This is a genomic window from Streptomyces sp. NPDC007901 (assembly GCF_042959465.1).
Taxonomy (GTDB): domain Bacteria; phylum Actinomycetota; class Actinomycetes; order Streptomycetales; family Streptomycetaceae; genus Streptomyces.
Genome location: NZ_JBIBKW010000009.1, coordinates 213,313 through 236,701 on the forward strand (window position 1 = coordinate 213,313; position 23,389 = coordinate 236,701).

A 23,389-nucleotide genomic window follows, 5' to 3' on the forward strand; every position below is an offset into this window, starting at 1 on the left:
CTAATCCCGTCGAGTAAACCGGTATATTAATTGGCATGGTGGAACTGAAGACGGACATGTCGATCGACGCGATGCACGAGGCGGGCCAGGTCGTCGGGCGGGCCCTGACGGCCGTACGGGAGGCCGCCGGCGTCGGCGTCTCGCTCCTGGAGCTGGACGAGGTGGCACGGGAGGTGCTGCGGGAGGCCGGTGCCTCGTCCCCCTTCCTCGGCTACCGGCCCTCTTTCGCGCCGACCCCGTTCCCCGCCGTCATCTGCGCCTCGGTCAACGACGCGATCGTGCACGGCATCCCGACCGGCTACCGGCTGCGCGACGGTGACCTGGTCTCCATCGACTGCGGTGCCGAACTGGACGGCTGGGTCGGCGACTCGGCGGTCAGCTTCACGGTCGGCAGGGCGCGCCCGGAGGACGTACGGCTCGTGGAGACGGCCGAGCGGGCGCTGGCAGCCGGGATCGCGGCGGCGGTCGTCGGCAACCGCATCGGCGACATCGCGCACGCGATCGGCCGGGTCTGCCGCGAGGCCGGTTACGGCGTCCCGCACGGCTTCGGCGGGCACGGTGTCGGCCGCCGGATGCACGAGGACCCGGAGGTGCCGAACGAGGGCCGCCCCGGCCGCGGGCTCCCGCTCCGCCACGGCATGGTCATCGCGATCGAGCCGATGCTGATCGGCAGCGGCCGGGACGGCTACCACGCGGCCCCCGACGGCTGGACCCTGCGCACCGACGACGGCTCCCGCGCCGCCCACGTCGAGCACACGGTGGCCGTGACGGCGGACCGGCCGCGGATCCTCACCGAGCGGAATTCAAAGGTCTGACACAGCTCATCCCCGAGCATCTCCTATCACCGCGTGCCGAACCATGAATTGGCTGTGCCACTGAGCGGCCCCCGCAATGCGCCCGTACACATATCCGTGACGGGCGGAGAAAAGGCCGCCCAAATCAGCGAAGGAGTTCTCATGGAAAACGTGCGCATGCGAGTACCGGTCCCCCGGCCCACGCGGCGACGCCCGGTACCTCCGCCGCCTCCGCCCCAGGGTCAGCGGCCGCCCCGGCCGAATACCGCCGGCCGCTGATCGCGTGACGTAACACCACCCGTGGCAGCCGGACCGGCGAAGGGATGCCCTCCTTCGCCGGTCCGCGCCCGGGCCGAATCGGGGCGGGAGGACGGCGATGTTCCGGCGGCACGCGAAAATCTCCCCGGTCACCACATTTCGCAGACTGTGGCCGCTCACCCGGCCGGAAAGAATTCATCTCTGGACCGCCGTGGCCTGTCAGACGATATCCGTCGGATGCGATACGGCGGCCATTCAGGTTTTCTCCTATCTCACCGACGAGGTGCTCACCTCGGCCGAGCCGGCGAAATTCTGGAGACCGGCCGCGTTATGGCTCGCGATGGCTCTGCTGGGCGCCGCCGTGACGTTCGCCGCCCATCAGCTGACCAGCCGGGCCGAGGAGGGTTTCCGGCTGCGCTGTCGTGACGAGGTGTTCCAGCACGCGCAGCGGCTGCCCCCGCACTACTACGAGAACAATCCGCCGGGCGACCTGCTGGCCCGGTTCACCGGGGACATCGACGAGGCGGAGCACGTGGTCGCCTCGGGCCCGGTGCAACTGCTCAACACCGCCGTCAGCCTGCTCTTCTTCGCGGGCGCCGCACTGTGGCTGCGCTGGGAGCCGGCCCTGCTCACCTTCGCCGCGGCCCCGCTGCTGTGGCTGGCCACGCGCCGGCTCTCCCGGCCGATCCGGACGCTGTCGCGCACGGAGCGCGACCGGGTGCACCGGCGCGGTGCCGCCCGGATGCGCAGCAGCCTGGCCCGCGCCCGGCTGGCCAACGCCTATCTGCCCCTCGCCAATGTCGTCGAGTCGGTGTCCGTGCTCGCCGTGGTCGGCGCGTCGGCGCCTGGGAGATCGCCGCGGGCCGGCTGACGGTCGGCGGGCTGCTGGCCTTCGCCGCCTACCTCGGCTACCTCTACCCGCAGATGCAGGCGCTCGGCGGCCTCGCCGTGAGCGTCTCCGCCGCCACCGCGGCCTGCGAGCGCCTCTTCGAGGTGCTGGACACCCGCCCCGCCGTCACCCGGAGCCCCCGTGCGGAGAGCGGGGTGCGACCGGCGTACGGCACCGGCCCCGGCGTGGTGACCCTGGACAACGTCGGCTTCAGCTACCCCGGCGGCGACCGGCGGATCGTCACCGGCCTCGGCTTCACCGCCTACCCGGGGCAGCTGGTCCTGATCGACGGCCCCAGCGGCTCGGGCAAGTCCACCCTGGCGAAGCTCCTGCTGCGCTTCTACGACCCCACCGAGGGCCGGATCCTCCTGGACGGCCGGGACATCACCGGCCTGCCGCTGCGCAGGCTGCGCGAGCTGGTCACCCTCGTACCGCAGGACCCCATGCTCCTCGACGGCACCATCCGCGAGAACATCGCCTACGGCCGTCCCGGCGCCGACGAGCGGAGCGTGCTGCGCGCGGCCGCTACCGCCGACGTGGACGACTTCGTCCGGCGTCTCGCCGACGGCTACGACACTCCGGTGGGCCCCGCCGGGCGGCAGCTGTCCGGCGGCCAGCAGCGGCGGGTGGCCATCGCCCGGGCGCTGGTCCGCGACACCCCGGTCCTCGTCCTGGACGAGCCCACGACCGGCCTGGACGCCGAGTCCGCGCGCCGGGTGATGGAGCCGCTGCGCCGCCTCATGGCGTCCCGCACCACCTTCCTGATCACCCACGATCCCCAACTGGCCGCCCAGGCCGACGCCGTCCTGCCCGTCGGTCCGCCGCCCGAACCGCTGGACGTGCCCGCCTACGGCGGGCGTGCGAAGGTGGTGTGACCGGGCCCTGCCGGGGCACCCGCGTGGGCCGGCCCGTCGACCAGCGAGCGCGTCCCCCAAGGCGCCGGGACGCCGGAACGGAACGAACGCTCATGACCAGCGGCTACCCCGGACCGGGCGACAACGGACAGGACCCCTTCGGCGAGTTCCTCGCCCGCTTCTTCGGTGAGGGCGGGGCACGTCAGGGTCCCCGCCAGATCGACATCGGCAGGCTGCTCAGCCAGCCCGCCCGGGAGCTGGTCCGGGGCGCCGCCCAGTACGCCGCCGAACACGGCAGCCGCGACCTGGACACCGAGCACCTGCTGCGCGCGGCCCTCTCGGCCGAGCCCACCCGTTCCCTGCTCAGCAGGTCCGGCGCCGATCCCGACTCGCTGGCGACGGAGATCGACGACCGCGCGGGCCCGGTCCAGCACCCGCCCGGCGAGGCACCCCCGCCGACCTCGCTCGCGCTCACCCCCGCCGTGAAGCGGGCCCTGCTGGACGCGCACGACCTGGCCCGGGCCAGCGGCACCGGCTACATCGGCCCCGAGCACGTCCTGGGCGCCCTCGCCGCGAACCCCGACTCGGCCGCCGGGCACATCCTGAACGCCGCCCGGTTCGCCGCCGCCGGCCTGCCCGCGGACGCCACGGAGACCGACCGTTCCCTCACCGGCCCGGACACCCGGCGCCGTACGAACACGCCCACCCTCGACAAGTACGGCCGCGATCTGACCGAGCAGGCCGGGCAGGGCCGGATCGACCCGGTCATCGGCCGCGACGACGAGATCGAGCAGACCATCGAGGTGCTCTCCCGGCGCGGCAAGAACAACCCCGTGCTGATCGGTGAAGCGGGCGTCGGCAAGACCGCGATCGTCGAGGGCCTGGCCCAGCGGATCGCCGACGGAGACGTGCCGGACGTGCTGTCGTGCCGCCGGGTCGTCGCCCTCGACCTGCCGGGCGTGGTCGCGGGCACCCGTTTCCGGGGCGACTTCGAGGAGCGCCTGACCACCATCGTCAACGAGATCCGCGCCCACTCCGACCAGCTGATCGTCTTCGTCGACGAACTGCACACCGTGGTCGGCGCCGGGAGCGGTGGCGAGGGCGGGGCGATGGACGCGGGCAACATCCTCAAGCCCTCCCTCGCCCGCGGCGAGCTGCACATCGTGGGCGCGACCACCCTGGAGGAGTTCCGCAAGATCGAGAAGGACGCGGCGCTGGCCCGCCGCTTCCAGCCGATCCTGGTGCCCGAGCCGACGGTCCCGGACACCATCGAGATCCTGCGCGGCCTGCGCGACCGCTACGAGGCCCACCACCAGGTCCGCTACACCGACGAGGCCCTGGTCGCCGCCGTGGAACTCTCCGACCGCTACCTCACCGACCGCCGGCTGCCCGACAAGGCGATCGACCTCATCGACCAGGCGGGCGCCCGCGTCCGCCTCGGCGCCGGCACCAAGGGCAGCGACGTCCGGGCGATGGAGCGCGAGATCGAACAGGTGACCAGGGACAAGGACCAGGCGGTCGCCGACGAACAGTACGAACGGGCCACCCAACTCCGGGACCGCATCAGCGAGTTGAAGACCCGCATCACCGATGTCTCCGGCGAGGACGAGGCCGACGAGGGCCAGCACCTGGAGGTGACGGCCGAGGCGATCGCCGAGGTGGTGTCCCGCCAGACCGGCATCCCGGTCAGCAGCCTCACCCAGGAGGAGAAGGAGCGCCTGCTCGGCCTGGAGGCCCACCTGCACCATCGGGTCATCGGCCAGGACGAGGCGGTCGCCGCCGTCTCCGAGGCGGTCCTGCGCTCCCGCGCCGGACTCGCCAGCCCCAACCGCCCGATCGGCAGCTTCCTCTTCCTCGGCCCGACCGGCGTCGGCAAGACCGAACTGGCCCGCGCGCTCGCCGAGGTCCTGTTCGGCAGCGAGGACCGGATGGTCCGCCTCGACATGAGCGAGTACCAGGAGCGCCACACGGTCTCCCGCCTGGTCGGCGCCCCACCCGGCTACGTCGGCCACGAGGAGGCCGGCCAGCTCACCGAGGTCGTCCGCCGCCACCCCTACTCACTGCTCCTCCTCGACGAGGTCGAGAAGGCCCACCCGGACGTCTTCAACGTCCTGCTCCAGGTCCTCGACGACGGCCGCCTCACCGACTCCCAGGGCCGCACCGTGGACTTCACCAACACGGTCATCGTGATGACCAGCAACCTCGGCTCGGACGTGATCAACCGCCGCGGCGCCGGCATCGGCTTCGGCCTGGGCGACGAGGAGGCGACCGAGGAGGCCCGCCGCGAGCAGGTCCTCCGCCCCCTCCGCGACCACTTCCGCCCGGAGTTCCTCAACCGCATCGACGAGATCGTCGTCTTCCGCCAGCTCACCGGCGAGCAACTCCGCCAGATCACCGAACTCCTCCTGGAACACACTCGCCGCATGCTCCACGCCCAGGGCATCACCGCCCACTTCACGGACCCGGCGGTCAACTGGCTCGCGGAACACGGCTACCAACCGGAGTACGGCGCCCGACCACTACGACGGACCATCCAGCGGGAGGTGGACAACCACCTTTCCCGCCTCCTCCTGGACGGCACGATCGCAGAAGGCAGCCAGGTAACCGTGGACGAAACCAACGGCCACTTGGAGTTCCGGCCGGGCAAGGCGCCCCTCTAGGGGCGCGGGGCTGTATCGATTTGCGGCTACCGCCGCGCGGGCGCGCCCAGCCCCCACGCACCCGCACCCGCCCGACTACCGCACCGGATCCACCACCTGCGCGGACCCCCCACCCCGCCGCACCGTCTCAGCAGCCGCAAGCCACTTCCCACCCGGCAACCGCTGCACCCCAGTCGCCGCACCGATCTCCGGATTCAGACTGAACACATGCCCGATCGCCTCCAACTTCCCCCTCAACTCGGGGTCGTTGTACAGCGCCGGCTCCAGCTCCGTCTTCGCCGCGTTCCGCTGCGACGCCCGCGGCGCCGCGATCGCGTCCACCAACGGCAGATGCCGGTCGATGAACTCGGTCAACACCTGCAGCACGGTGGTGATGATGGTCGCCCCACCGGGCGACCCCACCGCGACCACCGGCTTGTTCGCCTTGTCCAGCACGATCGTCGGCGAGATGGAGGACCGCGGCCGCTTCCCGGGACCGGGCAGGTTCGGGTCGTGCACCGCGGGGTTCGCCGGGGCGAACGAGAAGTCGGTCAGCTCGTTGTTGAGCAGGAACCCCCGCCCCGGCACGGTGATCGCGCTGCCGCCGGTCTGCTCGATGGTCAGCGTGTAGGAGACGACGTTCCCCCACTTGTCGGCGACCGTGAGGTGCGTCGTGTTCTCGCCCTCGTACGTGGTCGGCGCCGCCGTTCCCGTGGAGCCCGGGTCGTTGGGGTCACCCGGCGCGACCGGGCTGGTCAGCACCGAGTCGTCGTGGATGAGTGCCGCCCGCTCGTCGGCGTACCGCTGGGACAGCAGCCCCTTCGTCGGCACGTCCTCGAACGCGGGGTCACCGACCCACCGTCCGCGGTCGGCGAAGGAGATCCGGCTCGCCTCGATGAAGTGGTGCAGGTACTGCACCTCGCCGGCCTTGGAGAGGTCGGTGTTCTCCAGGATGTTGAGGGCTTCCCCGACCGTCGTGCCGCCTGACGACGACGGCGCGATCGAGTAGACCTTCAGCCCGCGGTACGACGTCTCGGTCGGCGCCTGCAGCTTGGCCCGGTAGGCGGCCAGGTCCTGCGCGGACAGCTTGCCCGCGCGCGCCTTCCACCCGGAACTCGGGTCCACCGGTGGGTTGTCGACCGTCGAGAGGATGTCCTTGCCGAGGTCTCCCCGGTAGACGGCCCCGGTCCCCTTCTTCCCCAACTCCTCGTAGGTACGGGCGAGATCGGGGTTCTTGAAGGTGGAGCCGACCACCGGCAGCTGCCCGCCCGGCAGGAACAGTTTCGCGGTGTCCGGGAAGTACCGGAACCGTGTCTCGTTCGCGGCGGTCTGCGTCCGGAAGGTGTCGTCGACGGTGAACCCGTCGCGGGCGATCCGCTCGGCCGGCTTCAGCACGGTGGCGAGCCGCTCGCTCCCCCACTGGTTCAGCGCCGTCTGCCAGGTGGCCGGTGTACCCGGCGTACCGACACTCAGCCCGCTGCTCACGGCGTCCGCGAAGGCGAGCGGCTGCCCGTTCTCGACGAACAGGTTGGAGTCCGCGGTCAGCGGCGCGGTCTCGCGCCCGTCGATCGTGTGCACCGTACGGGACTTGGCGTCGTAGTAGACGAAGTAGCCGCCTCCGCCGATGCCGGAGGAGTACGGCTCGGTGACGCCCAGCGCGGCGGCGGTGGCGACGGCGGCGTCGACCGCGTTGCCGCCCTTGCGCAGCACCTCGATACCGGCGGCGGAGGCGTCCGCGTCGACGCTGGCGACCGCACCGCCGTAGCCGACGGCCACCGGGACCTTCGTCACCGCGCTCCCGCCGGAGGTGCCCGGCGGCGCTGCCGCTCCCACCGACACCACGGCGGCCGAGACCGCCAGGACCGTCAGTTTCCGCGTGACAGGGCGACGCATCCGCACCTCCAGTTCGGGAACGTCCGCGCAGCGTATCTGCGGGGCCATGGCCCCGACAGGCACATTCAGGGCACTGTCATATGACCGCCACACTTCGAACACGGGTACGTTCCGGCCACCTGTGCCCGCTAGCATGCGCGCCCATGAATGACGACCTGCGCAACATTGTCCTCGGTGTGGTGGCGGCCGGCATCAGCGCCGCCCTCGGCTGGCTGGCCCGCACCTACATCTGGCGGCGGAGGCTGCGCCGCAAGCAGGCCTTCTTCGGGCTGCCGGAGAACTCGGAGTCGCTGCTGGTCGTCAACCGCGATCCGGCCACCTCCGAACCGGCGGTCCACCGTTTCGACGTGTTCGCGCTCCTGGAGCTGGCCGCGCTGATCAAGGACTGCGGCGCGAACCTCCAGATGGTGACCCAGGACAACGTCCAGCAGGGCTTCGGCGAACGCACGGAGTTCTGCGTCGGCGGGCCGGGGTCGAACCGCCGGATGCTGGCCCACATGTCGGCGATGCTGCCCGGCGTGCGCGTCAACGTGGACCCGGAGCCGGGTCCGGACCGCGGCGCCTTCCAGATCGGCACCGAGCGCTACCGGCTGGACCCGGGCATCACGGAGTACGTGCTCCTCGCGCGCCTCACCGCCGGCCAACGCCCCGACGCCCGCCCGGTGTTCCTCTTCTGCGGGCAGCGCGCGATCACCAACCAGGCGGCCACCCGCTACCTGGCCCGCAACCACGAGCGGCTCGCCCGCAAGCACGGCAAGAACACCTTCGTGCTGCTCCTCAAGGTCGTCAACTCGCAGGCGTACGGCCCTGACGTGGTCGAACTCGTCTCGGACGTCAGCCGCGCCGCCCAGGCCCCGCTGCCGCCCGCCGCGACCGACCCCGCACCCGCCTCGCACCGCGCCACCTGAACACCTGCACCCTTCAACAATCTTTACCCGCACGTAACTTACCGACGGGTTACTTGCAGTAAGAGGTCGCGGTTACCGTCGGGTCACTTTGCTTTGACACATACGGGGAGTGACCTGTGGGAACCCATCGCAAGGCCCTGCGTACGACCGCCGTGGGCGCCGTCTCCGCGACCCTGATCGCCGGAGGCGTCCTCGGGCTCACCCCCGTCGCCCAGGCCGCCCAGAACAGCGTCCGGTTCGTCGACATCAGCGGTGACGGCGGTACGACGCTCAAGGCGAACGTCGTCACGCCCGCGGGCGCCGACGGCACGCACCGCTATCCGCTGCTCGTCATGCCCACGAGCTGGGGCTTCCCCCAGGTCCAGTACCTCGCCCAGGCCCAGAAACTGGCCGACTCCGGCTATGTGGTGGTGGCCTACAACGTCCGGGGCTTCTGGCAGTCCGGCGGCGGTATCGAGGTGGCGGGTCCGCCCGATGTGGCCGACGCGTCCAAGGTGATCGACTGGGCGCTCGCCAACACCCCCTCCGACGCCGGGCACATCGGCATGGCGGGCGTGTCGTACGGCGCCGGCATCAGCCTGCTCGCGGCCGCGCACGACCGGCGGATCAAGGCGGTCGCCTCGCTCAGCGGCTGGGCCGACCTGATCGACTCGATCTACTCGGGCCGCACAGAGCACTCCCAGGCGACCGCCCTCCTTGACGGCGTGGGCCTCGTCACCGGCCGCCCGAGCGCGGAGACCAGCCAGGTCTTCAAGGACTTCTTCGCCGCCGACCTGTCCAAGGAACAGGAACTGATCGACTGGGGAAAGAAACGATCCGCCGCCACCTATGTCGACCAGATCAACAAGAACGGCGCGGCGATCATGCTCGCCAACGCCTGGGGCGACACGATCTTCCCGCCCAACCAGATCGCCGGCTTCTACGGCAGGCTGACCGGCCCCAAGCGGCTGGAGCTGCGCCCCGGCGACCACGCCACCGCCGAGCTGACCGGACTGTTCGGGCTGCCCAACGACGTGTGGACGGACACCGAGCGCTGGTTCGACCACTACCTCAAGGGCGCGGACAACGGGATCGACCGCGAGCAGCCGGTGGAGCTCAAGTCCCGTTCCACGGGCGGCTACGAGGGCTATCCGGACTGGAAGTCGGTCGGCGCCACGCGCCGGAAGGTCGACCTCGCGGGCACGGCCACCGTCCACGCGAACGTGGACTCGGGCGCGGACGGCGGGATCGTCTTCCTGTCGAGCATCCTCGACCAGGTCGCCCAGCTGCCCCCGGTCGCCTCGATCCCGCTGCTGCCGCGCCGCTGGGCCGCCGTCTGGCAGTCCGAGCGGTACGCCGGCGCCCAGCGGGTGCGCGGCACCTCCCGGTTGCACACCACCCTCACCCCGACCGAGGAGAGCGGCACCCTCGTCGCCTACCTCTACGACGTGGGCCCGCTCGGCCTCGGCAAGCTGGTCACCCACGCGCCGTACACCTGGCACGGCCGGACGCCCGGCAAGGCGTTCGACGTGGACCTGGACCTGTTCTCCACGGCCTACGACGTGCCGGCCGGGCACCGGCTCGCGCTGGTGGTCGACACGGTGGACCCGCTCTACATCGAGCACAACCCGTCCGGCGCGCAGCTGACCTTCTCCTCGCCGGTGGACGACCCGTCGTACGTGTCCGTCCCGCTGCGCGAGCAGTGATCTCCGGCTGCCGCCGGCCGGGCCTGGCCCTGGCTGCTGCCCCCTACGGCAACAGCGTCCCTGGTTCGGCCGGGGCCACCTCGACGGCCTCGGTCCGCGGACTGCGCTGCTCCCGCCGGGCCACCCAGCCGGCGAACCACGAGAGCAACATGCACATCCCGATGTAGATCGGCGAGATCACCATCACCACCGGGATGAAGGGCAAATCGTAGTCGAGGTTCGACGCGATCAGTTTCCCGGCATGGAGGAACTCCTCGTAGGTGATGAGATAGCCGAGCGAGGTGTCCTTCAGGGCCACCACGAGCTGGCTGATGATGGCAGGCAGCATGGCCCGGACGGCCTGGGGCACCAGGACGTACGACATGACCTGGGTCTTGCGCATGCCGAGCGCGAACGCGGCCTCCCCCTGGCCGCGTTCCACGCTGAGCACCCCGGAACGGAACACCTCGGCGAGCACCGAGCCGTTGTAGAGGGTGAGTCCGGCGACCAGGGCGGGCAGCGGCTGGACCTTCAGCGCCACGAAGATGAAGAAGATCATCACGAGGACGGGCATCGCCCGGAAGAACTCCACGACGACGGTGGCGAGCCAGCGTACCGGGCGGTGGTCCGACAGCCGTCCGGTGGCCAGCAGTCCGCCCAGGGCGAGGGAGAGGACGGCCGCCATCGCGAAGGCCTTGAGGGTGTTGCCCAGGCCGCGCAGGAGGAGTTCCTGGATTCCCTTGTACGCGAAGGGCGCCCACTTCGTGTAGGTGAACTGCCCGGTGTCGAAGAGGAGGTACAGGATCCAGGCGAGCAGGGCGAGGAGCAGGGCGAGGAGCAGGGCGGTGGCCAGGGCGCCGTAGAGCCGGTGGCGCCTGCGGGTGCGGGGGCCGGGGATGTCGTAGAGCGCGGTGGCGGCCTCGGTCATCGGGCGACTCCCCAGGTGCGTTCCATCACGTGGAAGAGGGCGCTGATGGCGAGGGTGATGATCAGGTAGCCGACGGCGATCCAGACGAAGGTCCAGACGATGTTGTAGCCGAGCTCGCTCAACGTCTTGTAGGTGCCGAGGAGTTCGGTGACGCTGAACGCGCCCGCGATCGCGGAGTTCTTGGCGAGCGCGATGAGGGTGGAGCCGATCGGCGGGATGACCGACCGGAACGCCTGGGGCAGGATCACCAGGTTGAGGGTCTGTCCGAAGGTCATGCCGAGGCTGCGGGCGGCCTCGCCCTGTCCCTTGGGCACGGTGTTGATGCCGGAGCGCAGTGCCTCGCAGATGAAGGCGGAGGTGTAGCAGCCGAGGGCGAGGACCGCGAACACTTTGAAGGGCAGCACCAGTCCGAAGCGGGGCAGGCCGAGCAGCACCGCGAAGAACAGGAGCGTGAGCGGGGTGTTGCGGAGCACGGTGACCCAGGCCGTGCCGAAGATCCGCAGGGAGCCGACCGGGGCGACCCGGAAGGCGGCCATCAGGAAGCCGAGGGCCAGCGCCAGCAGCGAGGCGTAGACGGTGAGTTCGACGGTGCCGAGGAAACCCTCAGCGTAGGTGTGGAAGTTGTCGGTCAGTACGTTCATGCCGTCCTCGCTCAGCTCGCGGGATAGCGGTCGATCGGGGGCGGTTGCGGGGCCGGTACGCCGGAGAGGCCGAGCGTCGCCTCGTAGGCCCGCTTCCAGTCGCCGTTCTTCTCACGTGCCTCCAGGGCGTCGTTCATCGCGAAGCGCAGGGCGTTGTCGTCGCGCGGGACGCCGATGCCGTACGGCTCCTTCGAGAAGGGCTTGCCGACGACCTTGAGTTCGTCGGGGGCCTTCGCCGCATAGCCGATGAGGATGGCGTCGTCGGTGGTGACGGCGTCGACCTGGTAGGTGAGCAGGTTGTCGACGCAGACGGAGTAGGTGTCGTAGGCGACCAGGATCGCCTTCGGGTAGTCGGTCTTGATCCGCTGGTACGGCGTCGAACCGGCCGCCGAGCAGACGCGTTTGCCGGCGAGGTCCTCGGGGCCGTGGATGTCGTTCTCGTCCCGGCGCACGAGCAGGGACTGGCCCGCCATGTAGTAGGGACCGGCGAAGCCGACGAGCTTCTTGCGGTTGTCGTTGATGGTGTAGGTGCCGACGTAGTAGTCGATCTGGCCGTTCTGCAGGGCGGTCTCGCGGTTGGCGGAGGCGATGGTCCGGAAGCGGATCTTCTGGGGGTCGAGGCCGAGCGAGGCGGACATCATCCGGGCGATCTCGATGTCGAAGCCCGAGTAGACGCCGGTGGCCGGGTCCTTCTGGCCCAGGTAGGGCTGGTCCTCCTTGGCCCCGACGACGAAGTAGCCGCGCTTCTTCGCCCGGGTCCAGGTCGGGGAGTCGGGCAGCTGGAAGCCTTGCGCGATCTCGTAGTGGGGAAGCCTGTCGGCCGCGGGGCCCTTGCCCGGCGGGCTGCCCTCCTTGCCGCAGCCGCCGGCGGCGAGGCCGGCGCCGGCCAGCAGCACGGCGAGCAGGGCCCGGGCGGCGGACCGGGCCGGGGCGGCGGGCACACGGGTGGTACGGACCATGGGTGGTGCTCCCCGCTCAGTGCTTGAGGATCTTGGAAAGGAAGTCCTTGGCGCGCTCGCTGCGCGGGTTGGTGAAGAACTCCTCCGGGGTGCGGTCCTCCACGATCCTGCCGTCGGCCATGAAGACGACCCGGTTGGCGGCGGAGCGGGCGAAGCCCATCTCGTGGGTGACGACGACCATGGTCATGCCGTCCCTGGCGAGCTGCCGCATGACTTCGAGAACCTCGTTGATCATCTCCGGGTCGAGGGCGGAGGTGGGCTCGTCGAAGAGGAGGGCCTTGGGTTCCATGGCGAGGGCGCGGGCGATGGCCACCCGCTGCTGCTGGCCGCCGGAGAGGTGTGCGGGGTACTTCTCGGCCTGCGCCGACAGGCCCACCCGGTCGAGGAGTTCACGCGAGCGCCGGTCGGCCTGTTCCTTCTTGCGCTTGCGGACCTTGATCTGGGCGAGGGAGACGTTCTGCAGGACGGTCTTGTGGGCGAACAGGTTGAAGGACTGGAAGACCATGCCGACCTCGGCGCGGAGCCTCGCGAGGGCCTTGCCCTCCTGGGGCAGCGGCTGCCCGTCGAGCGTGATCGTCCCGGACTCGACGGCCTCCAGGCGGTTGATCGTCCGGCACAGCGTCGACTTCCCCGACCCCGAGGGGCCGATGACGACGACCACCTCGCCCCTGCCGACGGTGAGAGCGATGTCCCTCAGGACGTGGAGCTCCCCGTAGTACTTGTTGACGTCCCGCAGTTCGATCAGAGGATCGACGGCCATCCGCAGCCCTACCCACTCTCAGCCGTGTCGTGGTTGCCGCAAACTATCCAGCGACGACTGAACCGGGGGCACGACACGCACTTTTCGGGCATTAGCCGTATTTACGGCAATCAGGCCTCGGCGACCTCGGCGTAGAGCTGGGAGAGCTCGGGTACACCGCTCGCCGCCCAGTCCTGGCCGGACGCGACGACCTCGAACTCCCGCCCGGAGGCCAGCCGTACCACCGGCTCCCCGTCCGCCCGGATCTCCCACTCCGCGCCCGGCACGGTCCGGATCAGGACGGTGCCCAGATAGAGACCGGCGTCGGTGCCGAGCCAGGCCACGGTCTCCTCGTCGTCGCGCCAGCGCGGCAGCAGCTGGTCGAGAGCCTCCAGCGAGGCCGGGGTGTCGTCCAGCGCGACACCCTCCTCCGCCGCCTGGGCGCGCAGCAGCTCGCACTCGGCGAGCAGATCGGGGTCTGCGGTGTGGTGGACGCCACCGGCCTGGCCGTGCCTGTTGCCCAGAAAGGGGATGTTCATGGTCCCAGGTTGACACTCACACCTCCAGGTCCACCACCACCGGGGCATGATCGGAAGCGCCTTTCCCCTTGCGCTCCTCGCGGTCGACATAGGCGTCCTTCACGGCTTTGCCGAACGCTTCGTTGCCGTACACCAGGTCGATACGCATGCCGCGGTTCTTCGGGAAGGCCAACTGGCGGTAGTCCCAGTAGGTGTACGGGTGGTCGTACTTGAGCGGGCGCGGCACGACGTCGGACAGGCCGGTCTCGCGCAGGGCGGTGAGGGCGGCGCGCTCGGCCGGGGTGACATGGGTGAGGCCCTCGAAGGCGGCCCTGTCGAAGACGTCGTCGTCGGTCGGCGCCACGTTGTAGTCACCGAGGACCGCGAAGGGGCGGCTGCCGCCCGCGTCGCCGGCGACGGCGGCCTTCAGCGCCTCGAACCACTGGAGCTTGTAGGCGTAGTGCGGGTGGTCCACCTCGCGGCCGTTCGGTACGTACACCGACCAGACGCGGACCGGCCCGCAGGTCGCCGAGATCGCGCGGGGCTCCTCGGCCCCGTCGTATCCCGGGTCGCCGGGCAGGCCCTTGACGACGTCCTCCAGGCCGACCCTGGAGAGCACCGCCACGCCGTTCCACCGGCCGGTGGCGTTCACCGCCGCCTCGTAGCCCAGCTCGCGCAGCGGCTCGAACGGGAACTGCGCCTCGGCGAGCTTGGCCTCCTGGAGGCAGAGCACGTCGGTGCCGCTGCTCTCCAGCCAGGCGAGGAGCCTCGGCAGGCGGGCGGTGATCGAGTTCACGTTCCAGGTCGCGATGCGCATGTCCCACAACCTACCGGGCCCCTCTGACAACGCGCCTCAGACGTCCGCCGAGCCTCCCGCGGCCAGCCGCAGGTGCTCCGCGCCGCCCAGGGCGCCGATCTGGCGGTCGTAGATCGGCCGGGCCAGGTCGGTGAGCAGGGCGTCGTGGATGTCGTAGGCACGCTGCGGCTTCACCTCGCGGACGTAGTCGATGACCTCGGAGATCTTGTTCCAGGGGGCCATCACGGGGAGCATCAGCGTCTCGACCGGGTGGTCGGGGACGGTGAGCGCGTCGCCGGGGTGGAAGACCCTGCCGCCGTCGACGAGGTAGCCGACGTTGGTGATGCGCGGGATGTCCGGGTGGATCACCGCGTGCAGTTCGCCGTGCACCTGGACGTCGAAGCCGGCCGCGGTGAAGGCGTCGCCGTGGCCGACGGTGTGCACCCGGCCCGGGAAGGCCGCCGCGAGCTGGTCCGCGACGGACTTCAGGGTCCAGATCTCGGTGGCCGGGTCGGCGTCCATCGCGGCCCGCAGCCGGCCCTCGTCGAAGTGGTCGACGTGCTCGTGCGTGACCAGGATCGCGTCGGCGCCGACCGCCGCGTCCTGCTCACTGAACCCGCCGGGGTCGATCACCAGCGTGCGCCCGTCCTTCTCCAGGCGCACGCACGAGTGGGACTTCTTGGTGAGCTTCATGGTCACCATCCTGCCCCCATGCCGGCCCTCAGTCCTCGGGGGTGGTCTCCTCGCGGATGATCTGCTGGGCGACCCGGAAGGCGCTGTTCGCCGCCGGCACCCCGCAGTACACCGCCGCTTGCAGCAGTACTTCCTTGATCTCGTCCGGGGTGAGGCCGTTGCGCAGGGCCGCCCGGACGTGGAAGCCGAGCTCCTCCAGGTGGCCGCCCGCGACCAGCGCGGTCAGCGTGACACAGCTGCGCGAGCGCCGGTCGAGGCCGGGCCGGTCCCAGATCTCGCCCCAGGCGTAGCGGGTGATGAACTCCTGGAAGTCCCCGGAGAACTCGTCGGCCTGCGCCAGCGCCCGGTCCACGTGCGCGTCCCCGAGCACCTCCCGGCGGACCTTCAGCCCCGCGTCGTACGAGTCCGGCCGCCCGAACGGCTGCGGCGGTACGACGGCCGGGGCGATCGCGGCGATCGGCGTGACCTGGGGAGCGACCTGCGGCACGGCCAGGGGCGCGGCGGACAGCACCGGCTTCACCGGGGCGGCCGGGATGGCCATCTGGCCGGTGGTGGAGTCGTAGGCGGGCTGCCAGGCGGTGGAGAAGTGCCGGACCAGCAGGTCGGTGACGGCGGCGGGCTGCTCGACCGGGACCAGGTGGGAGGCGCCGGGCACCACCGCGAGCCGGGCGTCCGGGATCGCGGCGACCAGGGTGCGGGCCTCGGCGGGTCCGGTGACCTGGTCGTCCGAGCCGACCAGGACGAGCGTGGGCACCCCGACCCGGGCGACCTCGTGCCGTACGTCGAAGCCGGCCAGGGCCTCACAGGCGGCGATGTAACAGCCGGGGTCGGTCGTCCGGACCATCTGGACGGCCCACTCCGTGATCGCGGGCTGGGCGGCGGCGAAGCCGCCGGTGAACCAGCGGTCGGGGGAGGTCCGGGCGATCGGGTCGAGGCCGTTCGTCCGCACGATCACTCCGCGCTGGCGGAACTCGTCCGCCGTCCCGAACCGGGGCGAGGCGGCGACCAGCGCGAGCGAGGCGATCCGCTCCGGGTGCCGCAGGGCCAGCTCGATGCCGACGGCACCGCCGAGCGCACAGCCCGCGTAGCCGAAGCGCTGCACGCCGACGGAGTCGAGCGTGGCCAGCAGCCGCGCGGTCAGCTCGGCGACGGAACCGGCCGGATACGCCGGGGCGCCGCCGTGCCCGGGCAGGTCGTAGCGGAACACCCGCCACTGCTGGATCAGCTCCGGGATCTGCCGGTCCCACATGTGCCATGTGGTACCCAGTGAGGGACCGAGGATCAGGACAGGAGCGTCTTCTGGCCCGTCAAAGCGGTATTGCAGGGTGTTCATCGGTGTCTCACTCACCCGCCTGAGCCTCTCATCTGTCACGAGATGTCACATCGCCGGGGTGGACGGAGCGGGCCTCGCCCCGCGCCGGCACTGCCGGACCTGCCGACGAGAGCCCAGGTATACGTTCTCCGGCATGTACTCGTGGCCGTGTCGGCGGTGGGCCCTGCGGGCACGTGCCCTCCTTCAGTCGCTACGAGCAACGCTTTTCTCTTTGATCACGGCCTCCAGGCGGTTCGCGTTGCAGCGCCAAGTGTGGTGGCACGGACGAGGCTCGGCGTGACTCACCTCGAAACCTTCCGGAATCCCGCCCAACAGCAGCTTGAACACCGTACGGTGAACGCTTGGTAGAAGGCTTGGCCGTAGCCGCATGCTCTCAGCTGCAGCCACTGGTCCAGACCAGCGAGCGACACCCCGAATCCGCGTCGCCCCGATCCTGCTGGCCATACGGCTCGCAAGTCGCTCGGCTGATGGTCCGCGTGGGTCAGTCTTGCCCCTCCGCCGCACCCCCGTGCAAGCCATCCCAAGTGGTGGCGGCTCCGCGAAGTTCTTCTACATCCGGCTTGACGTACCACCGCTTGGTCGTCTTTACGTTCGTATGTCCGGCCCATCGCGCGAGGATGTGGTCCGGGACACCGTTGTTGGCCAGGAAGATGAAGCACGACGAGCGTGCGTCGTAGAGCCTGACGCGACGGAGCCCGAGACCTAACGGAGTCCTATCAGTTCCTCGCTGAGTTCTTCCCCGAGATGCTTGGTGAAGGCTCGCATCTCGCGGTGCGGCGTGTAATCAAAGATGGAGCCCCGCTCATTCTGCTCGGGGGTCAGGGGCCCGAAGGCCGCGTTGAAGAAGGCCGGCGCCTTCTTGAAGTCGTCCGGGCCGAGCAGGCTCTGGATCGTCCGCAGCATCTGGTAGCCGGCTTCCAACGCCGCACCGCTGTCGCCAAGGTACTCATAGGCGAGGGCGGAGATCCGGATCGAGTCCTGGAGGACGCTCCTTCGGCGACGGCGAACAGAAAGCGGCTCCGGCTGCGTCTCCGAGCTCTCGACAGTCAGGTGAGCGAAGGGCTTGCCTGCGTCGATTTTGGGTGTCATGCCCCTTCGACAGCGCTGCCGGTGCCGAACAACGGCGCGGTAGCTCTGTGAGGAGGCGTGTCGCGCACCGGCTGGTCCATCTGGCGGGATCATGGTCCGTCGAGCTGGAGAGGACCATGAGCGTGTGTCAGCGGGCTGGGTCCTGCGCCTCGTCATGGGAGTGCGGTGCGGTGGTGGAGGTGCTGGTCCAGCTAGCGAGGATGCTGAGGGCTTCGGCGGAAGGGGAGGCGGGTTCGGGGGTCATGATGACGAGGGACTGGTCCGGGTCGCCTTCGACGGCCAGGGTCACGTAGTCGAGGGTGAGCTCGCCGACGAGCGGGTGGACCAGGTGCTTGGTGCCGGTGGCGTGGGCGAGGACGTCGTGGTCGGCCCACATGCGGCGGAAGGTGTCGCTGTGCAGGGCCAGCTCGCCGATCAGTTCGGTGAGCTGGGGGTCGTCGGCGTGGCGTCCGGCGTACAGGTGGAGCGTGGCCACGCACTCGCCGGCAGCCTTCTCCCAGTTCGCGTACAGCGCGTGGGCGGCCTCGTCGAGGAAGACGAAGCGGGCGAGGTTGCGGTACTGGTGGGGGCGTGGTCAGCGTCGACTACTACGTCCGCCTGGAACGGGGGGCGGCACGCTGCCGATCGAGGCCGGCGCCGCCCCTGATGCGGGGGCGGTCAGAGGTCGATCGGGTGCCGAACACGGCCCCAAGTTCACCGCTGACATGCCGCGCATGGCGTAATGAGCCGCTCCAGCGGCTTGACCAGGCAAATTGTGCGCAGACAGCGACCGGAGCGGGCGGCAGGAAAGCGGTGGCGAACCGGGCCATGAGCGGGGAGAGCGTGGACCGGTCCGAGGGTTTCGGCGAGCGGCTGCTCGGGGTGCTGCTGGATCGGGCACGGCTGTTGCCGCCGCAGCTGATCGCCCCGCTGATCGCGGAAGAGGTGGCCAGGATCGGCGGCCGTGACGTGTCCATCCTGCTCCAGGACTACGCCCAGGAGCTGCTGGTGCCGCTTCCGGGCAAGAAGCTGCACGTGGGCCAGCCCGAGCCGGTGACCGGCTCCCCGGCCGGGCGGGCCTTCCAGAGCGCGGACGTCGTCGAGGTGCCACAGGCCCGCGGCGGCGTGCGGATGTATCTGCCGCTGCTGGACGGAAGCGATCAGGTGGGCGTGCTGGCCCTGACCTTGGAGACCGTCGGCGACGATGACCGGCGCCTGCTGCGCCGGCTCTCCGGCCTGGTCGCCGACATGCTGGTCACCAAGAACGCCTACACCGACCAGTTCTTCCTGGCCCGGCGCCGGGAACCGATGAGCGTGTCCGCGGAGATCCAGTGGGGCCTGCTGCCGCCGCTGACGATGACCGTGCCGCAGGTCGAGGTGGCAGGCATCCTGGAGCCCGCCTACCGCGTCGCCGGCGACAGCTTCGACTACGCCCTCAACGACAACATCCTGCACATGGCCGTGATCGACGCGATGGGCCACGACCTGGACGCCGCCGCGATGGCGACCATCGCCATCGGCGCCTACCGTCATGCCCGGCGCGTGTTCGTCAGCCTGGCCGAGAAGTACGCGTTCATGGACCAGGCCATCTCCCGGCAGTTCGGGACCGACCACTTCGTCACCGTGCAACTGATGCACCTGAACATCGCCACCGGTGAGCTGGAGCTGGTCAACGCCGGCCACCCCGCACCGCTGCTGATCCGCGAGGGCCAGGTCCTGCGGCAGTTGGAGAGCGCGACGACGCTGCCCGTCGGCATCGGAGGCGAGACGCCCCGCATCCGAGAGCACACACTCCAGCGGGGCGACCGGGTGCTCTGCTACACCGACGGCATCATCGAGGAACGTGTCGATGGTGGGCAGCCGTTCGGTGAGGAACGCCTCATCCGCTGCGTCAACCGCCTGGGCCAGGAGCCGTCGAACGGGATGCGGGCGGATCTGCGCCTGCTCTCCCACACGCTGAAGAAGGAACGGGGCGGGCGCACCAGCGACGACGCCACCCTCTTCATGATCGAGTGGCGCGGAGGCGCCGCCGACCACCTCGCAGCCCTCGACTGAACACCCCAACCTCGCCCGAGGAAGCCCAGGAGATCAGAAGCAGCTTCTGACTATCCATAAGCGTAGTGTGGTTGGTCGATGGAGCGGACCTACGGATGGCGCATGCTGCACCGCCGCCTGGTCCGCGACTATGAAACCCACCCACACCGCTCCGAAGCCATGATCCACCTGGCCATGACGTCCAGAAGGACGGCGCCGCTGCCGTCATCTCGGGTCGCTCCGGGGGAAGGCGTCACCGGTCGGCCAGCGTTCCGGCAGACCGAGAGCGGTGTGGACGGAGCGAATCGCGGGCTGGCGCTCGACCTGGATCCCAGCCGGTTGCGCGGTTGCCCAGACAGGGAAGATGGGGGCAGGAAGCGAGGCGGGATCCGGGCTTTGCCAGAGAACGGGAGTGTTTTTCGTCCAGGTCCAGGGTGCTGGGTTGTTCACGACGAGCACGCCGCTGACACGGCTGTGGGCATGGTCGTAGGTGGCAGTCCAGTAGCCGTCGGGCTTTCGACTGAAGGTCGACCCACTGTCGTAGGCGTACTGAACCGTACTCCCGTACAGCGCTCTCTCGATGTCCTCGTCTTCGGGGAAGTCGGCTGCATGGCCTACCGCCACGATGAATGGCAGCTCCAGGTCACCGTACTTCCCGCCCTTGTGTGTGACGGCGTCGAGCACTCGCTCCGATCCGTCCTCGGCCGTCCATGCCGAGGGGTAGACGCCGATTGTCCTGCTGGATGGATTGCCGCGTTTGCCTGGGCTGCGGGGGATCGCTTCAAACGTGAGGCACCAGCCGGCCTCTTGCCACGTGTGACTGGGAAGCGGCACCTTGCGCTCATGGTCGGCGATGACCTGGTCGGGGTACAAGCTTGCAAGCCATCGCGTCAGCTCGGACTTCAGCCGTCTTTGCGGCGGCGTTGCCGTACCCCGGCACTGTGGAGTTCGCACGATATGAAGAAGTTCGGACTTGGCAAGCGATCGATGGCATCGCTCAATTGCGGTGGGAGCGAGTAAGAGGTTGTCTCATGTGGCAAGTTTCGCGAGCTTCTTGCGGCAGCTCAGGGCGGTGGCCATGGCCAGGCTTCGGCTCTTCCGGTCCACGTACGGGATCTTGAGGCCACGAGTAGCCCATGGCAGGCTCATGCCGCATGATCGATGAATTCGCGAAAGACACCCTGCACGGGAGACTGCGGCGGGACCGCAAGGCGCTGCTCTGGAAACTCGACGGCCTGTCCGAATACGACGCCCGCCGACCTTTGACGGCGACCGGGACCAACCTCCTCGGCCTGGTCAAACACGTGGCCAGCGTCGAGGCCAGGTACTTCGGTGAAGTCTTCGACCGGCCTTCCCCGGAACCGCTGCCCCGGTGGCAGGACCACGACGGCAGCGATCTCTGGGCGACTGAGGACGAGGCGCGGGATCAGATCATCGAGTCTTACCGGCGCACGTGGGAGCACTCAGACGCGACGATCGACGAGCTTGCCCTTGATGCCCCCGGCCTCGTGCCGTGGTGGCCGGAGCCCTATCAGAACACGAACCTGTTCGCCATCCTGGTCCACGTCCTCGGAGAGACCAACCGGCATGCCGGGCACGCCGACATCCTGCGCGAAGGCGTCGACGGCCGAACCGGGATGCGCCCCGAGCACGAGATGCAGATCGATGAAGAAGCTCGCGCCGCCTACTGCGCGAAGATCGAGCAGGCCGCCAGATCGGCCGCATCAGGCAAGGCATAGAAGGCTGTGCCACGTGACTTGATGTTCGAGCGGCACGATGCCGACCGTGAGTGCTGATCTGTCGAAGCGTCTGGTTCCTGATGAGCTCTGGGAGCTGGTCGCCCCGTTACTGCCGACGTTCGCGGCTCGACCGCAAGGTGGTGGGACCGCTCCGCGTGACGAGCGGGCCGTGTTCACCGCAGTGGTGTACGTGCTGACCAGCGGCTGTGCCTGGCGTCATCTGCCGCCGACGTTCGGCACGTCCTCCGCCACCGCGCATCGCCGCTTCACGGTATGGACCGGGGTCGGCCTGTGGCGTCGGCTGCATCGGGCGGTGCTGGACGAACTCGGAGGCCGGGGCGAGGTGGACTGGACCTCGGCGATCGTCGACGCGGCCTCCGTGCGCGCCAAAAGGGGGGATCTCTGACGGGGCCGAACCCGGTCGATCGCGGCAAGATGAGCAGCAAGCTGCACGTGCTGTCCGATGCCGAGGAAGTCCCGCTCGCCGTCGCCGTGTCAGGTGCGAACATGCACGACAGTCTCGCCCTCAAGCCGCTCATCCTCGGCATCCCCGCGGTCTGGTCCCGCCGGGGTCCGCGGCGGCGCCGGCCCGTCAAACTCCGCGCGGACAAGGCGTACTTCTCCGCCGAACACCTCAGCTGGCTGCGTGAGCGGGGCTCGTCGCGCGCATCGCGCGGCCAGGCATCGAGTCCGGCGAACGCCTTGGGCGGCACCGCTGGAAGATCGAGCGGTCGATTGCTTGGCTCTTCGAGCTTGAACATCCGGGCGCTCTGCACCGGACCGTCGCCGGTCTTGGCCCGCGCCCGGGCGCGACCACTCAGCACAGCCCGCGCAGCAGCCTGCGCATCGAGCGGGTCCGACTTCCCGAGCAGACGACGCGCCGAGCGGTCTGGCCGGTTCACCTCGAACACCTGAACGCGCTGCGCCGGCAAGTAGCGGGACCAGGCCCGCGCCGAAGGTGCCGGTACCCTCCACACCCGCCCGACGCACCGTCCCCAGCCTGCGGGCCCGGGCGAGCAGCCGCCCATATCCGACCGCCGTGGCCGGAAGGACTTCGTACCCAGGATCCGACCCAGCGGGCAGACCACTGCGGCGACATGGACCTTGCCGTGCGTGTCCACCCCCAGGACGACCTCGCCCCAAGCGGGCGGGCTGTGCTGGTGGAGCGGGTGCCGCGCTGTCTGGGTGTCATGGTGGTCCGCCTCCCCCATGGTGACGTGCTGGGTGGCCGGCACCGGCCCGGTCGGACGGTCTGAACCGTGATGGCGCCTGATAGACGGCCCCTATGGGGACACGCCCTGCGGCTCGGTGACAGCAGGCACCATCCCGCAACGGCAGTCGACAAGTCCAGCACAAGACACTTCGGTCAAAGGTGTCATGAGTCGGACCCCCGTCCGGAACGATGTCGCGCAACAGTCCCACTGATCCCGGCACAACGGCACGGCCCGATCACTCCCGGACGGCTTCGCCCGAACCGGCGCTCAACGCGGCCTGGACGGGCTGACAATGAGTTTACTCTTCACCCACTCGTGACCGGCATGGACGGGCGCCGGCGGGTTCGCGGAGTTCAGCGAGGACGGCCGCGCACTCCAGCAGCGGATCGGCGAAGCGACCCGCGGCTCGGGCATGACCGTTGTCGGCCCGAACGGTCTCGGCTACGTCAACGTTCCCCGGTCTCTGTCCCTCATGATGTCGAGCGGCTACGACCGTCGCGCCGGCGGCATTTCGGCGGTCTCCTACAGCGGCGGCATGCTCCTGGGCGTGAGCAGGGCCGTGTGGGCCTATGACGGCGTGGGCATCAACCTCATCGTCTCCGCGGGCAACGAGGCCGTCACCCATCTCGCCGACTACGTCGACTTCCTGGCCGGCGACCCTGCGACCACGTCGATCGGCCTGATCATCGACAAGACCCGAAACTGGCCCGCAACGAACTCACCCTTCGTTGTCAGTTCGGGGATGGCCACGCACTGCACATGATGCGTCATCGAAAAAACGTCACAGGCAGCGATGCCAGGAGAAACCGCAGGCCAGAGCCGGTTTCT

22 protein-coding genes and 2 pseudogenes are annotated in these 23,389 nt (G+C 69.8%); 12 read left to right on the forward strand and 12 right to left on the reverse strand.

The window, feature by feature from the left end; translation table 11 throughout:
• Positions 1 to 35: 35 nt before the first annotated feature.
• The 4 genes from map (at position 36) to ACFZDK_RS28600 (ending at position 5,455) form a co-directional block, all read left to right on the forward strand.
• Positions 36 to 815, forward strand: a complete 780-nt coding sequence (gene map / locus ACFZDK_RS28585; RefSeq protein WP_390976777.1) for a type I methionyl aminopeptidase — start codon at positions 36 to 38, stop codon at positions 813 to 815.
• Positions 816 to 1,170: 355 nt separating this feature from the next.
• Positions 1,171 to 1,923: an ABC transporter transmembrane domain-containing protein gene (locus ACFZDK_RS28590; protein ID WP_390976778.1), complete on the forward strand. Its 753-nt coding sequence runs from the start codon at positions 1,171 to 1,173 to the stop codon at positions 1,921 to 1,923.
• Between the two features lie 53 nt (positions 1,924 to 1,976).
• Positions 1,977 to 2,816, forward strand: a complete 840-nt coding sequence (locus tag ACFZDK_RS28595; RefSeq protein ID WP_390976779.1) for an ATP-binding cassette domain-containing protein — start codon at positions 1,977 to 1,979, stop codon at positions 2,814 to 2,816.
• A gap of 92 nt (positions 2,817 to 2,908) precedes the next feature.
• Positions 2,909 to 5,455: an AAA family ATPase gene (locus tag ACFZDK_RS28600; protein WP_390976780.1), complete on the forward strand. Its 2,547-nt coding sequence runs from the start codon at positions 2,909 to 2,911 to the stop codon at positions 5,453 to 5,455.
• Between the two features lie 75 nt (positions 5,456 to 5,530).
• On the opposite strand, the gene ggt is transcribed toward ACFZDK_RS28600, so the two are convergent.
• Positions 5,531 to 7,327, reverse strand: coding sequence for a gamma-glutamyltransferase (gene ggt / locus ACFZDK_RS28605; RefSeq protein WP_390976985.1), 1,797 nt, complete (start codon positions 7,325 to 7,327; stop codon positions 5,531 to 5,533).
• A gap of 143 nt (positions 7,328 to 7,470) precedes the next feature.
• Between ggt and ACFZDK_RS28610 the strand changes: the two genes are divergently transcribed.
• Both ACFZDK_RS28610 and ACFZDK_RS28615 read left to right on the forward strand, forming a co-directional pair.
• A complete protein-coding gene (locus ACFZDK_RS28610) occupies positions 7,471 to 8,235 on the forward strand; it encodes a hypothetical protein (protein WP_390976781.1) in 765 nt (254 codons plus the stop codon).
• Positions 8,236 to 8,351: 116 nt separating this feature from the next.
• The gene (locus ACFZDK_RS28615) at positions 8,352 to 9,920 is read left to right on the forward strand and encodes a CocE/NonD family hydrolase (RefSeq protein WP_390976782.1); all 1,569 of its coding nucleotides are present in this window, start codon (positions 8,352 to 8,354) and stop codon (positions 9,918 to 9,920) included.
• A 43-nt stretch (positions 9,921 to 9,963) separates the two neighbouring features.
• Here the strand turns inward: ACFZDK_RS28615 and ACFZDK_RS28620 are convergent, their stop codons facing one another.
• From ACFZDK_RS28620 to ACFZDK_RS28665, 10 genes and pseudogenes are all read right to left on the reverse strand, one after another.
• On the reverse strand, positions 9,964 to 10,827 hold the full coding sequence (locus ACFZDK_RS28620; protein ID WP_390976783.1) for an ABC transporter permease subunit: 864 nt from the start codon (positions 10,825 to 10,827) through the stop codon (positions 9,964 to 9,966).
• Positions 10,824 to 11,468 (reverse strand): ABC transporter permease subunit, encoded by a 645-nt coding sequence (locus ACFZDK_RS28625; protein WP_390976784.1) that lies wholly within the window; start codon positions 11,466 to 11,468, stop codon positions 10,824 to 10,826. Before ACFZDK_RS28625 ends, ACFZDK_RS28620 begins: the two co-directional genes overlap by 4 nt.
• 11 nt (positions 11,469 to 11,479) lie before the next feature.
• Positions 11,480 to 12,427, reverse strand: coding sequence for a transporter substrate-binding domain-containing protein (locus tag ACFZDK_RS28630; protein ID WP_390976785.1), 948 nt, complete (start codon positions 12,425 to 12,427; stop codon positions 11,480 to 11,482).
• Positions 12,428 to 12,443: 16 nt separating this feature from the next.
• A complete protein-coding gene (locus ACFZDK_RS28635) occupies positions 12,444 to 13,187 on the reverse strand; it encodes an ATP-binding cassette domain-containing protein (RefSeq protein ID WP_390976786.1) in 744 nt (247 codons plus the stop codon).
• A gap of 110 nt (positions 13,188 to 13,297) precedes the next feature.
• Positions 13,298 to 13,705, reverse strand: a complete 408-nt coding sequence (locus tag ACFZDK_RS28640; protein ID WP_390976787.1) for a DUF6278 family protein — start codon at positions 13,703 to 13,705, stop codon at positions 13,298 to 13,300.
• A gap of 16 nt (positions 13,706 to 13,721) precedes the next feature.
• The gene (locus ACFZDK_RS28645; protein ID WP_390976788.1) at positions 13,722 to 14,501 is read right to left on the reverse strand and encodes an exodeoxyribonuclease III; all 780 of its coding nucleotides are present in this window, start codon (positions 14,499 to 14,501) and stop codon (positions 13,722 to 13,724) included.
• Between the two features lie 36 nt (positions 14,502 to 14,537).
• Positions 14,538 to 15,173, reverse strand: coding sequence for an MBL fold metallo-hydrolase (locus ACFZDK_RS28650; protein WP_390976789.1), 636 nt, complete (start codon positions 15,171 to 15,173; stop codon positions 14,538 to 14,540).
• A gap of 28 nt (positions 15,174 to 15,201) precedes the next feature.
• Positions 15,202 to 16,521: a 4-carboxymuconolactone decarboxylase gene (gene pcaC / locus ACFZDK_RS28655; RefSeq protein ID WP_390976790.1), complete on the reverse strand. Its 1,320-nt coding sequence runs from the start codon at positions 16,519 to 16,521 to the stop codon at positions 15,202 to 15,204.
• 687 nt (positions 16,522 to 17,208) lie between these two features.
• Entirely contained in the window at positions 17,209 to 17,595 is a 387-nt protein-coding gene (locus tag ACFZDK_RS28660) for a hypothetical protein (protein ID WP_390976791.1), read from the reverse strand.
• Between the two features lie 127 nt (positions 17,596 to 17,722).
• A pseudogene (locus tag ACFZDK_RS28665) lies at positions 17,723 to 18,151 on the reverse strand (transcriptional regulator); the annotation flags it as partial.
• Positions 18,152 to 18,402: 251 nt separating this feature from the next.
• Between ACFZDK_RS28665 and ACFZDK_RS28670 the strand changes: the two are divergent.
• Both ACFZDK_RS28670 and ACFZDK_RS28675 read left to right on the forward strand, forming a co-directional pair.
• The gene (locus ACFZDK_RS28670; RefSeq protein ID WP_390976986.1) at positions 18,403 to 19,629 is read left to right on the forward strand and encodes a SpoIIE family protein phosphatase; all 1,227 of its coding nucleotides are present in this window, start codon (positions 18,403 to 18,405) and stop codon (positions 19,627 to 19,629) included.
• 72 nt (positions 19,630 to 19,701) lie between these two features.
• Positions 19,702 to 19,803, forward strand: a pseudogene (locus tag ACFZDK_RS28675) (IS5/IS1182 family transposase); the annotation flags it as partial.
• Between the two features lie 30 nt (positions 19,804 to 19,833).
• Here ACFZDK_RS28675 and ACFZDK_RS28680 read toward each other — a convergent pair.
• The gene (locus ACFZDK_RS28680; RefSeq protein ID WP_390976792.1) at positions 19,834 to 20,481 is read right to left on the reverse strand and encodes a hypothetical protein; all 648 of its coding nucleotides are present in this window, start codon (positions 20,479 to 20,481) and stop codon (positions 19,834 to 19,836) included.
• Between the two features lie 281 nt (positions 20,482 to 20,762).
• On the opposite strand from ACFZDK_RS28680, the gene ACFZDK_RS28685 reads away from it, so the two are divergent.
• The 4 genes from ACFZDK_RS28685 to ACFZDK_RS28700 all read left to right on the forward strand — a co-directional run bounded on the left by ACFZDK_RS28685 (position 20,763) and on the right by ACFZDK_RS28700 (position 23,324).
• Positions 20,763 to 21,347 (forward strand): DUF664 domain-containing protein, encoded by a 585-nt coding sequence (locus ACFZDK_RS28685; RefSeq protein WP_390976793.1) that lies wholly within the window; start codon positions 20,763 to 20,765, stop codon positions 21,345 to 21,347.
• A gap of 46 nt (positions 21,348 to 21,393) precedes the next feature.
• On the forward strand, positions 21,394 to 21,753 hold the full coding sequence (locus tag ACFZDK_RS28690) for a transposase (RefSeq protein WP_390976794.1): 360 nt from the start codon (positions 21,394 to 21,396) through the stop codon (positions 21,751 to 21,753).
• Positions 21,639 to 22,262: a transposase gene (locus ACFZDK_RS28695; protein WP_390976795.1), complete on the forward strand. Its 624-nt coding sequence runs from the start codon at positions 21,639 to 21,641 to the stop codon at positions 22,260 to 22,262. Before ACFZDK_RS28690 ends, ACFZDK_RS28695 begins: the two co-directional genes overlap by 115 nt.
• A gap of 711 nt (positions 22,263 to 22,973) precedes the next feature.
• Positions 22,974 to 23,324, forward strand: coding sequence for a hypothetical protein (locus ACFZDK_RS28700; protein ID WP_390976796.1), 351 nt, complete (start codon positions 22,974 to 22,976; stop codon positions 23,322 to 23,324).
• Positions 23,325 to 23,389 lie beyond the last annotated feature (65 nt).

Bases quoted from the DNA above. Each gene is read 5' to 3' on its own strand.
- map (WP_390976777.1), top strand. From the start codon at position 36: ATGGTGGAACTGAAGACGGACATGTCGATCGACGCGATGCACGAGGCG.
- ACFZDK_RS28590 (WP_390976778.1), top strand. From the start codon at position 1,171: ATGTTCCGGCGGCACGCGAAAATCTCCCCGGTCACCACATTTCGCAGA.
- ACFZDK_RS28595 (WP_390976779.1), top strand. From the start codon at position 1,977: ATGCAGGCGCTCGGCGGCCTCGCCGTGAGCGTCTCCGCCGCCACCGCG.
- ACFZDK_RS28600 (WP_390976780.1), top strand. From the start codon at position 2,909: ATGACCAGCGGCTACCCCGGACCGGGCGACAACGGACAGGACCCCTTC.
- ggt (WP_390976985.1), bottom strand. From the start codon at position 7,327: ATGCGTCGCCCTGTCACGCGGAAACTGACGGTCCTGGCGGTCTCGGCC.
- ACFZDK_RS28610 (WP_390976781.1), top strand. From the start codon at position 7,471: ATGAATGACGACCTGCGCAACATTGTCCTCGGTGTGGTGGCGGCCGGC.
- ACFZDK_RS28620 (WP_390976783.1), bottom strand. From the start codon at position 10,827: ATGACCGAGGCCGCCACCGCGCTCTACGACATCCCCGGCCCCCGCACC.
- ACFZDK_RS28625 (WP_390976784.1), bottom strand. From the start codon at position 11,468: ATGAACGTACTGACCGACAACTTCCACACCTACGCTGAGGGTTTCCTC.
- ACFZDK_RS28630 (WP_390976785.1), bottom strand. From the start codon at position 12,427: ATGGTCCGTACCACCCGTGTGCCCGCCGCCCCGGCCCGGTCCGCCGCC.
- ACFZDK_RS28635 (WP_390976786.1), bottom strand. From the start codon at position 13,187: ATGGCCGTCGATCCTCTGATCGAACTGCGGGACGTCAACAAGTACTAC.
- ACFZDK_RS28640 (WP_390976787.1), bottom strand. From the start codon at position 13,705: ATGAACATCCCCTTTCTGGGCAACAGGCACGGCCAGGCCGGTGGCGTC.
- ACFZDK_RS28645 (WP_390976788.1), bottom strand. From the start codon at position 14,501: ATGCGCATCGCGACCTGGAACGTGAACTCGATCACCGCCCGCCTGCCG.
- ACFZDK_RS28650 (WP_390976789.1), bottom strand. From the start codon at position 15,173: ATGAAGCTCACCAAGAAGTCCCACTCGTGCGTGCGCCTGGAGAAGGAC.
- ACFZDK_RS28660 (WP_390976791.1), bottom strand. From the start codon at position 17,595: ATGACACCCAAAATCGACGCAGGCAAGCCCTTCGCTCACCTGACTGTC.
- ACFZDK_RS28670 (WP_390976986.1), top strand. From the start codon at position 18,403: ATGAGCGGGGAGAGCGTGGACCGGTCCGAGGGTTTCGGCGAGCGGCTG.
- ACFZDK_RS28685 (WP_390976793.1), top strand. From the start codon at position 20,763: ATGATCGATGAATTCGCGAAAGACACCCTGCACGGGAGACTGCGGCGG.
- ACFZDK_RS28700 (WP_390976796.1), top strand. From the start codon at position 22,974: ATGACCGTTGTCGGCCCGAACGGTCTCGGCTACGTCAACGTTCCCCGG.